Origin of the sequence: Micromonospora sp. NPDC007220, assembly GCF_040634035.1 — a bacterium.
GTDB classification, from domain to species: Bacteria; Actinomycetota; Actinomycetes; order Mycobacteriales; family Micromonosporaceae; genus Micromonospora; species Micromonospora reichwaldensis.
This window is the reverse complement of sequence record NZ_JBEYEU010000010.1, coordinates 75,506-89,892: the sequence shown is the minus strand read 5'-3', so window position 1 is coordinate 89,892 and position 14,387 is coordinate 75,506. Positions and strand designations below refer to the sequence as shown.

General features: G+C 73.3%; 13 protein-coding genes. 9 read left to right on the top strand and 4 right to left on the bottom strand.

Going from position 1 to position 14,387, the window contains the following annotated elements; genetic code table 11:
• Positions 1-101: 101 nt before the first annotated feature.
• The gene (locus ABZ573_RS19405) at positions 102-461 is read left to right on the top strand and encodes a hypothetical protein (protein ID WP_327028173.1); all 360 of its coding nucleotides are present in this window, start codon (positions 102-104) and stop codon (positions 459-461) included.
• A 57-nt stretch (positions 462-518) separates the two neighbouring features.
• On the opposite strand, the gene ABZ573_RS19400 is transcribed toward ABZ573_RS19405, so the two are convergent.
• Positions 519-2,387 (bottom strand): adenylyl cyclase, encoded by a 1,869-nt coding sequence (locus ABZ573_RS19400; RefSeq protein ID WP_327031216.1) that lies wholly within the window; start codon positions 2,385-2,387, stop codon positions 519-521.
• Between the two features lie 370 nt (positions 2,388-2,757).
• On the opposite strand from ABZ573_RS19400, the gene ABZ573_RS19395 reads away from it, so the two are divergent.
• A complete protein-coding gene (locus ABZ573_RS19395) occupies positions 2,758-2,952 on the top strand; it encodes a hypothetical protein (RefSeq protein WP_327028174.1) in 195 nt (64 codons plus the stop codon).
• A 79-nt stretch (positions 2,953-3,031) separates the two neighbouring features.
• Here ABZ573_RS19395 and ABZ573_RS19390 read toward each other — a convergent pair whose 3' ends face one another.
• The gene (locus tag ABZ573_RS19390) at positions 3,032-3,319 is read right to left on the bottom strand and encodes a DUF1905 domain-containing protein (protein WP_151457058.1); all 288 of its coding nucleotides are present in this window, start codon (positions 3,317-3,319) and stop codon (positions 3,032-3,034) included.
• Positions 3,320-3,435: 116 nt separating this feature from the next.
• On the opposite strand from ABZ573_RS19390, the gene ABZ573_RS19385 reads away from it, so the two are divergent.
• From ABZ573_RS19385 to ABZ573_RS19370, 4 genes are all read left to right on the top strand, one after another.
• A complete protein-coding gene (locus ABZ573_RS19385) occupies positions 3,436-4,284 on the top strand; it encodes an ATP-grasp domain-containing protein (protein WP_327028175.1) in 849 nt (282 codons plus the stop codon).
• A 289-nt stretch (positions 4,285-4,573) separates the two neighbouring features.
• Positions 4,574-5,971: an endo-1,4-beta-xylanase gene (locus tag ABZ573_RS19380; protein WP_327028176.1), complete on the top strand. Its 1,398-nt coding sequence runs from the start codon at positions 4,574-4,576 to the stop codon at positions 5,969-5,971.
• Between the two features lie 82 nt (positions 5,972-6,053).
• A complete protein-coding gene (locus ABZ573_RS19375) occupies positions 6,054-7,082 on the top strand; it encodes an NAD(P)H-binding protein (RefSeq protein ID WP_327028177.1) in 1,029 nt (342 codons plus the stop codon).
• Positions 7,083-7,202: 120 nt separating this feature from the next.
• Positions 7,203-7,853 carry a dihydrofolate reductase family protein gene (locus ABZ573_RS19370; RefSeq protein ID WP_151457690.1) on the top strand — a complete coding sequence of 217 codons (651 nt, stop codon included), beginning with the start codon at positions 7,203-7,205 and terminating at the stop codon, positions 7,851-7,853.
• A gap of 115 nt (positions 7,854-7,968) precedes the next feature.
• Here ABZ573_RS19370 and ABZ573_RS19365 read toward each other — a convergent pair whose 3' ends face one another.
• The gene (locus ABZ573_RS19365) at positions 7,969-10,599 is read right to left on the bottom strand and encodes a CHAT domain-containing tetratricopeptide repeat protein (RefSeq protein WP_327028178.1); all 2,631 of its coding nucleotides are present in this window, start codon (positions 10,597-10,599) and stop codon (positions 7,969-7,971) included.
• A 187-nt stretch (positions 10,600-10,786) separates the two neighbouring features.
• On the opposite strand from ABZ573_RS19365, the gene ABZ573_RS19360 reads away from it, so the two are divergent.
• Genes ABZ573_RS19360 through ABZ573_RS19350 form a run of 3 tightly spaced genes read left to right on the top strand, consistent with a single transcriptional unit; the run spans position 10,787 to position 13,209 of the window.
• On the top strand, positions 10,787-12,097 hold the full coding sequence (locus ABZ573_RS19360) for a S8/S53 family peptidase (RefSeq protein WP_225852317.1): 1,311 nt from the start codon (positions 10,787-10,789) through the stop codon (positions 12,095-12,097).
• Positions 12,098-12,131: 34 nt separating this feature from the next.
• Positions 12,132-12,770: a sigma-70 family RNA polymerase sigma factor gene (locus tag ABZ573_RS19355; RefSeq protein ID WP_132237817.1), complete on the top strand. Its 639-nt coding sequence runs from the start codon at positions 12,132-12,134 to the stop codon at positions 12,768-12,770.
• A complete protein-coding gene (locus ABZ573_RS19350; RefSeq protein ID WP_151455746.1) occupies positions 12,745-13,209 on the top strand; it encodes a hypothetical protein in 465 nt (154 codons plus the stop codon). The genes ABZ573_RS19355 and ABZ573_RS19350 overlap by 26 nt, the downstream gene beginning before the upstream one ends.
• A 113-nt stretch (positions 13,210-13,322) precedes the next feature.
• Here ABZ573_RS19350 and ABZ573_RS19345 read toward each other — a convergent pair whose 3' ends face one another.
• Entirely contained in the window at positions 13,323-14,366 is a 1,044-nt protein-coding gene (locus tag ABZ573_RS19345) for a hypothetical protein (RefSeq protein WP_151455736.1), read from the bottom strand.
• Positions 14,367-14,387 lie beyond the last annotated feature (21 nt).

Genomic DNA, 14,387 nt, shown 5'->3' with positions numbered 1-14,387 from the left:
GGTAAAACTTTTCGCCAATATCGACGATGGCCGTGGAGCTAATCTCCGGAACGGGATACCCTCCGGTGGACACCTGCCGTCCATCGTGGAGGAGATCGAGCATGCGTAAGTTGATGTCGGCGGTCGGAGCCGGAGCGATGCTGACCGTGGGCCTGCTCGCCGGCGCGAGCCCGGCGCAGGCGGCGAGCTGCACGCTCGTGCAGTCCGAGATCTACAACGGGGCCAACATCATCGCCTGGTCGCAGGGCCTGCAGGGCTGCTCCGGCGACGTCTACTGGGAGATCCAGTCGGGGGACGCCGGCGGCTGGCAGGTCGCGCAGAGCGGCACCACGCACTACGCCAACGAGGTACAGAGCTACTACGGCGACGTCGAGCTGCCGTGTTACCTGCGGGTCTACGCGAAGTTCGGCAGCCAGGAGAAGCTGACCCAGCCCGCGCGCAACAACAACTGCGCCGGCTGACGACCGGGTCGGACGGGGCGGGGTGCGCGCCCCGTCCGACCCGGACTCCCGCAGGGGTTACGCGGCGGGATACCGCGTGACGTAGACGGGCTCGCCGACCCGCGTCGTGTCGGCCGCCGCGCCCACGCCGTTGACCACGTGGTCGATCGTGCCGGCGCTCAGGTTCACGGTCATGACGTGGTGCAGCCTGACGCCCGGGGCGGCGGGGACCTCGAAGCCGTTCTCCGTGCGGATCGACGGGTTGTTCTGGTTGAACACGTAGACCCCGCCGCCGTGCAGCGTGTGGTGCCGCACCCGGTCGCCGACCTTGTAGCCGGCCCAACCCCTGGTCTTGCCGTTCATCCAGTCGGCCTGCGTCGGCGGGTCGTACGGCAGCTCGTTCTGGTAGAGGACCGTCGTGCCGTGCTCACCGTTCCAGACCGTGTTGTACCGCTGGAAGTGCTCGACGAACAGGCCGGTGGCCGTCACGTGGTCGCCGTTGATGACGGCGCCGTAGCGACCGGTGTTGGTCCGCCAGCGGTCGGTGTCGCCGTTGACGCCCTCGGTGAAGCCCTCGACGCCGTGGTCCCCGCGCCACACCCAGGTGTGGTCGATCAGGACGTGGTCGGCGTTGACCTCCAGCGCGGTGTGCGTCCTGCCGATGTGCGGCCCGCCGACGCGGAAGTATACGTCGGAGAGCGTGATCGGGTTGCGCGGGGTGCTGGCGTTGCGGCCGTGCTCGCGCCCCACCCGCAGCAGCACCGGCGACTCGGTCGGGCCGGCGTCGATGGTCACCCCGGCGACGACGACGCCGGGCACGCCGGCGACGTCCAGCGGTACGGCGCCGTTCACGGCGGTGAGCGTGGCGTGACCGATGCCGAGCACCACGGTGTCGGGCCGTCGGACCTCGATGCTGCGGGCGATGTCGTACACGCCGGGGGTGAGCAGCAGGTGCTTGCCGCGGGCGAGCTGGGCGTTGATGACGTGCACCGGATCGGACGGCTTGGCGATGAAGAAGTCCCGGATGCCGATGGTGCGCCCCGGCGTCATGCCGTCGCCCCAGGAGATGCCCCGGCTGTCACGCCGGACGGCGGGGACGCGGACCTGGTAGCGGCCCCGGTCGTCGACGAACAGGTACGGCTTCTCCCTGCTCAGGGGCGTGGTGTCCAGCGTGGTGTACGGCGGGTCGGGAAAGTCGGCGTCGTCGGGGGCGCCCACGGTGCCCGCGAAGACCTGGTTCCACACCGCGTTGGACCAGCTCTCGACCTCGCTGTTGCGGGTGAGCCACTGCTGCTGGGAGCCGTTGGTGGTGGCGGGCAGCCGGGAGTCGGCGATGAAGCCGCCGCTGGCGTACTGCGGGCCGGCGGTGCAGTAGTCCATCAGGGACAGGCCGCCGCCGCTGATGTCGAGACGGCGCATGGACACCGCCTGGGAGACCGCCCAGAAGTTCGCCGAGGAGCGGCAGCCGTCCTGGCCTGTGGCGTTGACGGACAGCGACAGGTTGGACAGGGTGCGCCAGAAGTTGACCAGGGCGATGCAGTTGCCGGTCCCGCCGCCTTCGAGGCAGCGGTTGTAGGTCTCGATCTTGCCGTTGACGGTGACGTCGGTGGGGGAGGCGCCCAGGCCGGAGACCTCGGTGTAGTAGCCGACCTTCACGTGCAGGGGCTGCGTGTCCGTACCGTAGCTGCCGGGCTTGAAGAGGTACGCGTGCCGCGCGGTGCCCATCTCGGCGTCGACCTGCCGGGCGTGCGCCCCGTCGAGGGTCGCCTGGATCTCGGCGACCGGTGTGTCGGGGTCGAAGATCGTCACGTTGGGCCCGAAGTCCGGGGCGCCGTGCCGGGCCGGTCCGGCGGCGGCGGCCGTGCCGGTGGTGCTGGCGACGGCCGTCAGCACCAGGCCGAGGGCGAGCGTCCGGCGGAGCCGCCGTCGCGGGTCGGGGGACTGCATTCTCATCGTTCGTCCTCTCCGCCGGCCGGGGCGGGTGCCGGGCTCGGCGACGTGGTGGGGGAGGTGTTCCGGCGCGGCCCGGGTGGGCGCGCCGGTGGCCGGACCGCGGTCGTCGTCGACCTGCCTCGTGGGGGCGGCGGCGGGGGACGACGCCTTTGTGAGAGCGCTCTCTCGCCATCGCGACTTCTATCACGCCGTGAAAGAAGGGTTGGCATGTTTCTACCCTGTCGATCCGCCCGGCGCTACTGCTGCGCCGCCGCGATCAGGGCGGGTTCTCGTGGAGCGACCGCGCCGGGCCGCGCACCGCACGACGCCGGTGGCGTGCCCCTCGCGGCTCGATCGATGTCGGTGTCGGCCGTCGATGGTAGGAATGTGCCTTCCGGTACGGGGGACGGCGGAGGCGCTCGCGGGCCTCGACTTCGCCGACCATCACCGTGGCAAGGAGCTGATGGGCCTGGTCGCGGTGCAGCGGTTCACCGGCCACGGCATCACCGCCGAGGACCTTGCCCGGATCGAGTCCGCCGACGTCGCCTTCCGGATCCTGCCGGACCCACCCACGCTGTAGCCGCGCCGGCCGCAGCCCGGTGTGTCGTGTCAGGGGTGTCGTCGGCCGCGGTCGCGCTGCTGCGTGTGGTGTGGGCCGGTCACCCGTCGACGACCAGTCGGACCGTCACCGTGTCTCCCACCGCCAGCCCCTCGGCCCGTCGCACGGCCGCCTTCACCGGCACGATGTAGCGCCCGTCCTTGGGAAACAGCGACGTGCTCCAGCCGGTCTTCCCGATTCGGGCCGCGACCGGGATCATGCCCCAGCCGTAGCTCACGCCCGCGGATCGCGCGGCCAACTCCTGGCAGCCGTCCTCGGGGACGGTGACGAAGTGCCACGGCGCAGGGCCCCGCCAGAACCACAGCTCACCACCGAACTCCAGGTCCATCGGCTCAGCATAGGAGCGGGCACCGACTTCCTCGGGACGGGCGGAGTGCCGCCGGCCGGTCCCGCGCCGGCCCGGCGGCGCTCGCGTCGGCAGCGCCGATGGGGCAGCATGCACCCGTGCTCCTGATCGTCGCCTCGGACCCGCTACGACCGCGCCACCCTGACGCCCACTTCGCACCGGAGGCACGCGCCGCCCGGGAGGCCGGCGTCGAGGTTGCTGTTGTCGACCACGACGCGTTGACCCGTGGTGACGACGTGTCGCGGGCGGTGTCGCGGGTGAGGGCCGAGGGCGTCGCGGTCTACCGCGGTTGGATGCTGCGCGGCGAGCAGTACGCCGCCTTCGCGGACGCGTTGGCCCGACGGGGCGTCAGCCTGCGTACGAGCGCCGAACAGTACCGGCGCGCCCACGAGCTGCCGGGCTGGTACCCGGACCTGATCGAGCTGACGCCACGCTCGGCGTGGACGGTCGGCACCGAGCGTGCCGAATTCGACCGGGCGAGGCGTGCGCTCGGGGGCGGGGCGGCGGTGCTGCGCGACTTCACCAAGTCGATGAAGCACCACTGGCACGAGGCGGCGTTCATCCCGGATCTCGACGACGGTGATGCCGCCTGGCGGGTCGCCAGCCGCTTCCGCAACCTGCGCGGCGACGACCTCGTCGGCGGCCTGGTGCTGCGCCGGTTCGAGCGGTTCACCACCGCCGAGGTCCGCACGTGGTGGGTCGACGGCGTCTGCGTCCTCGTCGGCGCCCATCCCGACAGTCCGCACGACACGCCGCCGGAGGCGTTCGACGCGGGCCCGGTGAGCGGTTCGGTGGCGGCGCTGGGGCTGCCGTTCGTGACCGTGGACCTGGCCCTGCGCGCCGACGGCGTCTGGCGGATCGTCGAACTCGGTGACGGGCAGGTCAGCGACCGGCCGTCCACCATCGACCCGGCCGCTCTGGTCGACGTCCTGCGTCGCGGATCCTGACCTCCGAAACTTCCGGTGCTCCGGTAGGCGTCGGTCCGGCTCGCGGGCAGGGTGTGACCCTGCCCGAGGCGGCGATGCGGCGCACACCCGTCGGAAGAATCCGATAACCGGGCGTTGAGGTTCCGGAGATGTTCCGATACGGTCCGATGGAAGGGCTTCGATCAACTCACGGTGTCGAGGATGCTGACGGCGGCGTGGTCTCCGGGCGACCACTCCACCTGCCCCACGCCGTGGCGGGCGGTTGCCGAGGCGGCCTTCTCATCCATTCGGCTCATCGAAAGGCTCTGCCATGGACAACATGCTCGCCCGTGCCAGCGGGCGCCCGGTGACCCGCCGGCGGCCACGCGTCGCGCTGGCGTCGGTCGTGGTCGGTCTCGCCGTCGCCGCCACGACGGTCGCGGTGGCGTCCGGCGCCAGCGCCGGCACGACCCTGGGGGCGTCCGCCGCCGAGAAGGGGCGCTACTTCGGCGCCGCGGTCGCCGCCAACAAGCTCTCCGACGCCACGTACGTCGGGATCCTCAACCGGGAGTTCACCTCGGTCACCCCGGAGAACGAGATGAAGTGGGACGCCACCGAGCCGTCCCAGGGCCAGTTCACCTTCGCCAACGCCGACCGGATCGTCAACCACGCCCGCGCCAACGGGATGCAGGTGCGCGGCCACGCCCTGGCCTGGCACTCCCAGCAGCCGGGGTGGGCGCAGAACCTCAACGGCAGCGCGCTGCGCCAGGCGATGGTCAACCACGTCACCCAGGTGGCGACCTACTACCGTGGCAAGATCCACTCCTGGGACGTGGTGAACGAGGCGTTCGCCGACGGCGGCAGCGGGGCCCGCCGCGACTCGAACCTGCAACGCACCGGTAACGACTGGATCGAGGTGGCGTTCCGCGCCGCGCGCGCCGCCGACCCGACCGCGAAGCTGTGCTACAACGACTACAACACCGACGGGCAGAACGCCAAGAGCAACGCGGTGTACGCCATGGTGCAGGACTTCAAGGCCCGGGGCGTGCCGATCGACTGCGTCGGCTTCCAGTCGCACTTCAACAGCGCCTCCCCGGTGCCCGCCGACTACCAGGCCAACCTGCAGCGCTTCGCCAACCTCGGCGTGGACGTGCAGATCACCGAGTTGGACATCGAGGGCTCGGGCCAGGCGCAGGCTGACAACTACGGCCGGGTGGTGCGTGCCTGCCTCGCCGTGACCCGCTGCACCGGCATCACCGTGTGGGGCATCCGGGACACGGACTCCTGGCGGGCCAGCGGCACCCCGCTGCTCTTCGACGGCAGCGGCAACAAGAAGCCCGCGTACACCGCCACCCTCGACGCCCTCAACGGCGGCACCACTCCGCCGCCCACCACGGCGCCCCCGACCACCGTGCCGCCCACCACCCCGCCGCCGTCCGGCGACTGCGCCGCGACGGTGTCGCTGAACTCGTGGAACGGCGGCTTCGTCGCCACGGTACGCGTCACCGCAGGCACCGCGGCGATCAACGGCTGGGCGGTCGCCCTCACCCTGCCGGGCGGCGCGACGATCACCAACACGTGGAGCGCGCGCGCCACCGGGACCAGCGGCGCCGTGACGTTCCGCAACGTCGACTACAACGCCCGACTCTCCGCCGGAGCCACCACCGAGTTCGGCTTCCAGGGCACCGGGACCGGCCCGACCGGCACGCCCACCTGCACCGCGAGCTGACCCGTCCGACGGCCCGGCGCGGGGAACCACCCACGCCGGGCCGCCGACGCCGTATGCACCTTCCGCCCGCCCGGGCTCTGCGGTGTCCGCCCTGGATGGTCGTCGGGACTGCCGGAGCCCCAGCCGACCGTGGTGCCGGTCCTCCGGCACTTGCCCTCAAGTCCACTTCAACTTCTACCGTCGACACGGCAGGTTCGATCGAGCGGATCAGGGCGTGGTTGGTATGAGCGTGAAGCGGACGGTACTGGTGACCGGGGGGACCGGGCGAGTGGGCGGGCAGGTCGTCGCCCGGCTCGTCGAGGCCGAGGGCGTGCGGGTGCGCGTGTTGTCCCGCGATCCGGCGAGGGCATCGGCGGCCCTGGGGCCGCAGGTGGAGGTGGTCGGCGGTGATCTCACCGTGCCCGACGGCCTGAGCGCCGCGCTGGACGGTGTGGATGCGCTGTTCCTCGTCTTCCCGTCGGTCACGGCCGACCATGCGGCAGGTCGGTTGGTGGCGACGCTGGCCGAGCGGGTCGGGCGCATCGTCTATCTGTCCACTCACGGCGTGCCGGACGACCCCGACGGTGCCGCTGGGCCGGACGGGACCATCCTGGGCTCCCACGCCCATCTGGAGGGCCTGCTCGCAGGATCGGCCGCCGAGTACGCCTTCCTGCGCTCCAGCGGCTTCGCCGCGAACACCCTGGCGTGGGCGCCGCAGATCCAGCAGTCGGACGTACTGCGGTGGTTCGTTCCCCAGGCCAGACGGGCCCTGGTGCACGAGGCGGACCTCGGGGCGGTGGCGGCGCGGCTGCTGACGGACGATCGGCACCAGCGCGCGGCCCACCACCTGACCGGCCCCGAGCAACTGACGCAGGTCGATCAGCTCGCGGCGATCGGTGCCGCGCTCGGCCGGACACTGCGTTACGAGGAGATGGACTCCGCACAGGCCGCCGCCGAGCTCTTCCCCACGATGCCGGCGGGCGTAGCCGCCGCGATCATCGCCGGCCACGCGGCGATGATCACGCACCCCGAGCCGGTCACCGACACCGTCCGGCATCTGCTGGGCCGGCCCGCACTGACGTTCGCGCAGTGGGCTCGCGACCACGTCGAGGACTTCACCGGCCGGCGGTAGGGGCCGCCCGGCCGCTCGCGGGTCATGTCGAAGACGGGCGCCCGGCTCCGTCCTCGAGGGTGACGGGGCTGTTCCGCCGTGCGGGCGGAGCGGCGGAACCAACGATCGGTAGGAGCCGGGATGCGGAAAGTGATCGCGAACGAGTGGATGACGCTGGACGGGGTGGTGCAGGCTCCCAGCTATCCCGACGAGGATCTGACCGGTGGCTTCCAGCACGGCGGCTGGCATGCCCACTACTTCGACGACCTGTCGATGGGCTGGGTGATCGAGAACGTACGCGGCGCGGGCGGCTACCTGTTGGGACGGGGCACGTACGAGATCTTCGCGGCCCACTGGCCGAACGCGCCGGAGGAGCAGCAGGTGCTCGCCGGGCCCCTGAACGCGCTACCGAAGTACGTCGCCTCGACGACTCTCGACGAGCCGCTCGGCTGGTCGAACTCGACACTGCTGCCAGACGACATCGAGGCGGCCGTGCGCGCGCTGAAGGCCGAGACGGGGAAGGACCTGCATCTGATCGGCAGTCCCGGTCTCTTCCAGACCCTGCTGGACCTCGGCCTGGTCGACGAACTCCGGGTGATGATCGATCCGCTGGTGGTGGGCGGCGGCGGCAAGCGCCTGTTCGGCGCCGACGGCGCACACCGTCCGCTGCGGCTGGCCGACAGCCAGGTGACCAGCACGGGCGCGATCATCGCGACCTACGTCGCCACGAACCCGAGTCGACCGGGTGGCGGCAGGTCGCCGAACTCGCCCAGTGCGAGTGGGCGGCGATAGTGCTGGCTGTGCCGTTGTGTATCCGAGGTGGACGAGTCCACTGATCGTCGCCCACGTCGCCGTTCTCCTGCCGGTCGCTCGACACCAGGCGGCTCCCCACCGGCTTGGGCTCCTCTCAGCCGGCGCCGAAGCAGACGAACGCGGCGGCGGTGGCATGGGCGCCACCACCACCGGCGGTGTCGAACGCGCGCTGGGCCTCGGCGAGCGCCACCGCCGGCGGAGCACCGGCATGCATCCGCCGGTGCAGGTCCAGCATCAGCGCGGTGGTCAGGTCGGCCGGGACCGGCAACACGGTGGCGATCAGGCTGCGGGTGCCCAGGGCCAGCAGCACGGCGGTGAAGCCCATCACCTCGTCGCCCGGCCGGACGCCGGAGAGGCCGGAGTCGCACGCGGAGAGCACCACGCAGCCCGGTGGGCGGGTCAGCCGCTCCAACTCGTACGCGGTCAACGGCCCGTCGGCCAGTTCGAGGGTGGAGAAGAGCGGGTTGTCGGCGCGGAAGGCGCCGTGCGCGGCGATGTGCGCCAGCCCGGCCCCGTTCAGCGCGTCGGTGACCGCGTCGGCGGTGGCGGCGCAGCCGGTGAGGGGGCGGGAGCCGGGCAGGGCCGCGCCGAGCTGACGTACCTCGGTCTCGGCGGCGGGCAGCCGGGGCCCGGCCACCAGCACCGGCGGGCCGGCCGGGACGATCCGCCCGACGGCGCGCAGCCAGACCGTCGCCGAGGGCGCCACCGTCACCGGCCGGCCGGCGCAGGTCGGCAGGCCCGACCAGGGCACGGCGTGCAACGCGGCGATCGGGACGATCACCAGTGGCCGGTCGCGCAGCAGCCGGCGTACCGGGTCGAAGAGCTGCTGGTCCAGCGCGGTGGTGGCGAACTCGACCCCGGCCCGGGCACTGGCCGAGTCGCCGGTGGTGACCAGCCGGCGCAGGCCGAACCGGTGCAGGCGGGCCCGGCCCAGCGCCTCGTCGAGCGGGCCGAGGTCGTGCAGGCTGGTCCGACCGTCGCGGACCAGTACCGCCCGCAGCCGTGGCCCGTGCGCCACCAGCTCCAGCAGCACGGCGTCACCGAGCGCGGCGGCGAGGGCGCCAACCGTGGGCGGTGCCACCAGGTCGCCGCCGTCCGCTCCCCGGGCCCCGCCGTCCGCCCCCCGGGCCAGTTCGCGGATGCGCTGTTCGAGTCGGCCCTGGCTGCGCCGCAGCGCGTACCCGGGGTGCCCGGCGAGCAGCGCGTCCTCCAGGGCGGTGCTGACCATCCGCAGCTCGGCCAGGGCGGCGGCCAGCTCGGGGTCCTGCGGCGGCTGCACCGCGCGCATCCGCAGGGCGTTGGCCCGCCAGCGTTCCGCCCAGGCCAACACCTGGGCGGGCGTGCCGGTGCGCACGGCGATGTCCAGTCCCTCGGCGGCGAGTTCGTGCCCGTACGCCCCGCTGTGCGCGCGCAGCTCGGTGGCGCCCAGGGAGGCCCGGTGGCCGTCGAGCACCCCCAGCCCCCGGCGCAGGGCCCGGGCTGCCCCGCGCAGGTCACCGTCGAGCCGGCGCCGCAGCGCGAGCGCGTACCAGCCCTGGGCCCGGTGGGGCGCGGTGCCCCGGCGGTGCGCGCGGGCCGCCACCGCCAGCAGTTCGGCCGCCCGGGCGGGCCGGCCCATCGCCTCGGCCAGCCGGGCGGCCTCGATCCGGGTGGTCAGCGCCGGCGAGGGCCAGCCGGTGGCGTCGAGCTGCCCGGCGGTGCGCACCATGGCGGTGAGCAGGGCCGTCGACCGGGTGCCCCGGGCGAACTCGGCGCGCAGTTCGACGTGCCGGGCGAAGGCGGCCCAGATGCGGCGTCCCTGGCGGCGGAAGCGGGCCCGGGCCGAGGCGGCGGCGGTCGCGGCGGTGTCCAGGTCACCGGCGAGCAGCGCCGCCCGGGCCCGCGCCAGCAGCGCCTCGGCGAGATCCGAGGCCATGCCGCGCCGCCGTAGCTCCGTCACGGCGGACGTAGCGACCTCGACCGCCTCGTCGACCAGCGGTACGGAGAGCAGCAGTTCGAAGCGGTCCAACAGCAGCGCCGGCCGGGGCACCGACAATCGGCGGTACTCGTCGCCGACGGTGGCGAAGCTGCGCAGCGCGCCCGCGACGTCGCCGCGCTGGCCGGCGGCGATGCCGATGTTCCAGCGGGTGTCGGCGGCGGCCAGGTCGAGCCCGAGCCGGCTGAAGATGGCCGCGGAGCGGAACAGGTCGTCGTCGGTGTCCCGGCTGGTGCCCCGGTGGGCGTTGAGCAGCCCACGGTTGTTGCGCGCCCGTGCCTCCAGTAGCAGGTCGCCCTCGCGCTGGGCGATCTCCACCGCGATGCCGTAGTCCCGGACCGCCTCGTCGAACCGTCCCCGGTAGTGCAGCACGACGCCCCGCTGCATCCGGGCCCGGCCGGCGTCGGCACCGGTCAGTCGGGGCAGTGCCAGGGTCACCGCGCGGAGCGCCGCGCCGGTGCGCCCGGCGTTGGCCAGGACGTACCCGAGGCTCATCCGGGCCAGTGCCCGTGCCCGGGGCGAGTCGGTGACCCGCACCGCCCGGCGCAGGTGCCGCAGGGCGCCCGGCAGGTCGTTGAGTTCCCGCAGGGCCAGCCCGATGGCGCGTTCGGCGGTGGACCGCTCGTCGGCGTCGGGCTGCCCGGCGGCGAGGACCTGCCGGGCGATCGCGATCGCCTCGCGGGGGTAGCGCTGGACGGCGTCGAGTGCGGCCTGGGCCTGGACGGCACCGGGATCGGTGCTGTCGGCCATGCCAAGAAGAATCTCGCAGTCGCGCTCCCCGGTCAATCGCCTCGAGGCGGATCGGACATCAGTCGCCTGACCGACGATCAATTGACACTCGACTATCCTTTGAAATAATCGTCCGGTGCCTCGGAGAGCGCTTCCGTAGCTGCCCGGCCCGCCGCCGACCACGCATCTTCGACCGCCTGGAGGACCGGTGCCGTCTGACGACTCCTTCGCGTCGCGCCCGCCCGCCGGGCTGTCCCGCCGGCAGGTCATGGCCTGGTCCACCCTTGCCGCCGCGGCGGCGCCGCTCGGTCTCGTCGGGCGCGGCGCCCCGGCCGCCGCCGGCGAGTCGCCCGACGAGACCTACCAGCGGGTCTTCCTGGAGGCCCTGGCCGCCGACCCCGACCTGCGCCGCCACGCCGTCACGGGCCGGGAGTTCCTCTACCGGCCCCGGCAGTTGCTCGTGGCCCACCCCGACGTGCAGCGGGTCGTGGGTCGGCTGCGCAGCTACGGCCACCCGGTCACCGAGGGCGTCGGCTTCGGCGGGGTGGCCCGACTCCTCTTCGCCACCGAGACCGACATCCCGTCGGTGGTGACCAGGCTCCGCGACCCGAAGCAGTGGCCCGGGCAGCCGGCGCCCCTGGTCCAGCCGCACCACGCCCTGCTCGGCTTCGGCAACATCATGGGCAACCCGGGCGGTCCGCCGCGGTCCGCCGCTGCCCTGCCCGCACCGGATCCGGCGCGTGCGGGTGAGGGGGCGGGGGTGACGGTGGGGATCTGCGACACCGGCATCTGGCGGCTGGCCGGTTCCCGCCATCCGCAGTGGTTGGCCGGCAGCTACCTTCCCGAGGTCGACGACGAGGACGCCCTCTACGTCGGCGCTGACGTGCTCGCACTCCAGGGCGGCCACGGCACCTTCGTCGCCGGAGTGGTCCGGCAGGCGGCGCCGGGCGTACGTCTCGATCCCGAGGCCGCGCTGAACGCGACCGGCGTCGGCGACGAGGAGATGCTGGTCGCCGCCCTCGGTCGGCTCGGCCCGCAGGTGTCGGTCGTCAACCTCTCGTTGGGCTACTTCACCCAGGACGATCAGCCTCCGCTGCCGCTGGTCAACGCCCTGGCCGGGCTGCCCGGCAGGGCGGTGGTGGCGTCGGCGGGCAACGCCGGCACCAGCCGGCGGGCCTGGCCGGCCGCCCTGGACCGGGTCCTGGCGGTGGGCGCGGTGAGTGCCGGCGCCACCGGCCCGGTCCCGGCGCCGTACAGCAGCTACGGGTCGTGGGTGGACGCCTGTGCCCTGGGGGACCGGACCAGCACCTACGTCAGGGGTCGACTGCAACTGCCGGGCCAGCCGATCCGGTACTTCGACGGCTTCGCGGCCTGGACCGGCACCTCGTTCGCCACCGGCCACGTCGCCGGCCGGCTGGCCGCGCTGATGACCAGCGCCGGGCTCGGCGCGGAGGCGGCCCGAGCCGTGCTGGTCGCCGGTCCCCGCTGGCATCCCGACTACGGCGTGCTCGTCGCGTGAGGTCGTCGGCAGCGGCGCGCCGGGCGTCGTACCGGTGAGCGAGCGCAGCACCGTCGGGCTGGTCGCCGCCGCCTCCTGCGGTGACGAGCGGGCGTGGGGCGAGTTGGTGCGCCGCTACACCCCGCTGGTGCTCTCGGTGATCCGGTCCCACGGGCTCGACCAGGTCGACGCGGCGGACGTGAACCAGACCGTCTGGCTTCGTGCGGTGGAGCACCTGGGACGGCTGCGGGAGTCGAACGCCCTGCCCGCCTGGCTGGTCACCACCACCCGACGCGAGTGTTACCGGCTGCTTCGCCTCGGCCGGCGGACCCAGCCGTTCGACCCGTACGACGACTCGGTCGACCGGCACGTCGGCGCCCATCTGCTGGTGGACCCGGTCACCCCGGACGAGGACCTGTTGCGCGCCGAGCGGCAGCAGGCGCTGCGGGAGGCGTTCGCGCAGTTGCCGCCGCGCTGCCGGGACCTGCTGGCCCTGCTGCTGGCCGATCCGCCGGTCAGCTACCGCGAGATCGGCGCGCGGTTGGGCATGCCGGTGGGTAGCGTCGGTCCGAGTCAGGCCCGGTGCCTGCACAAGCTGCGGAACTGTCCGGCACTCGCCCCTTTCCTCAGGGCGCGCCCGGGTGACGAGGGGAGCGGAGGTGACCGGGATGGAGCCGTGGCCGCCAGCCGCTGACGACGCCCTGCTGGCCGAGTTGAGGGCCGCCCTGCGGGACTCCGGCCCGGTGCCGGAGGAGTTCCTGGCCGCAGCGCACGCCGCGTTCAGCTGGCGGACCGTCGACGCCGAGTTGGCCCTCGCCGAGCTGACCTTCGACTCGGTCTGCGACCCGGAACCGGCCGGTCCCACCCGCTCCGCCGGCTCGGCCCGCACGCTGACGTTCCGCACCGGTGCGGTGGTGGTCGAGATCGAGCTGACCCCGACCGGCATCGTCGGGCAGCTCTCACCGGCCCGGGGCGGGCGGGTGGCGGCCCGGACCGCCGTCGGCCCGTACGAGGAGGTGCCGGTGGACGCGGTCGGCTACTTCTCGATGGGGGTGCCGCCCGCCGGCCCGGTCCAGTTCTGCGCCCGCACCGCCGGGTACGCGGTGGCGACCGCCTGGGTCACCCTGCGCTGAGCGGACACCGGGCGGGACCGGGCGAGGCGGCGACCGCCCGGGACACCGGCCGGACGGGTGGAACGGAGGTCGCGGGCCCCGTCCGCGACCTCCGTCCCTGCCCCTCGAGGGCGTTACTTGGCCCGCTGGACCACCGTGATGTCGTACCGCACGCCGCCGAGGTCGGCCCGTGCGGCGCCGGTGGTGTCCGGGCCGACCTGGGTCACGTTGACGGCGGTCTGTTCCCGGGTCGGCACGGCCGCCGTGAAGCTCAGCGAGAAGGCGAGCCGCTCACCGGGGTTGAGCTCCAGGTTGTCCAGGCTGGCCTGGCCGATGTCGACGATCTCGACCTGGTTGCGGCCCACCTCGCGGACACCCTTGCCGGCCTTGCCGCCCTTGGCCCAGCGCTCGAACAGGGTCGGTCCGAGGTCGGCGACGAGCCGGCCACCGGCGGCCTGGAACGGTGCCCCGGTCTGGCTGAAGACCACGCTGCTGCGGGCCGGCCGGGTCAGCGTGTTGCCGATGGCGAACGGCCGGATCTGCGCCAGGCCGCCGGCGGTCACCGCCACCGAGTCCACGTTGCGCCAGGCGATGTTGTTGTTGTTGCGGGTGTTGACGCCGATGTCCGGTCCCTCGAAGGTCATCGGGTCGTTGGCGGAGACCCAGCGGGCCAGCAGGCAGAAGTGACCCGGGCCGGGCACGTTGTCCCACGGGATGGTGACCGTGGTGACGCCCGGGTAGACCGGCACCGCCATCGCCCCGATCTGCGTCCACGCGCCCGGCCAGCCCGCCCCGCCGCCGGGCGTGGTCCGGTAGACCCAGATCGTGCCCTCCTCCATGACGCTGTCGCCGTACGGGCCGGGGTTACGCAGCTTGATGAAGATGTAGTTGCGCTGGCCGACGATCGGGTTCTGGCTGGTCGCGCACTCGATGGCGGTGTGGCAGACCTTGATGTCCGGGCTCTGCCAGAGCGGGTTCAACGCGTGCGGTTCGAGGCCCACGTCGGCGGCGGTGTCCTTCATGTACACGTCGACCGCGGCGGCGGTGGCGGGGCCGTCCGCCGGCCCGGCCAGTGGTGCGGCACCGGCCGCGGTGACGGACAACAGCGTCGCCAGTGCCGCGCCGGTGAGCAGGGCGAGCGTCGAACGGCGCGCTCTTCCTGCGAGTCTGGTAGACACATTTCCTCCCGATGATGGGGG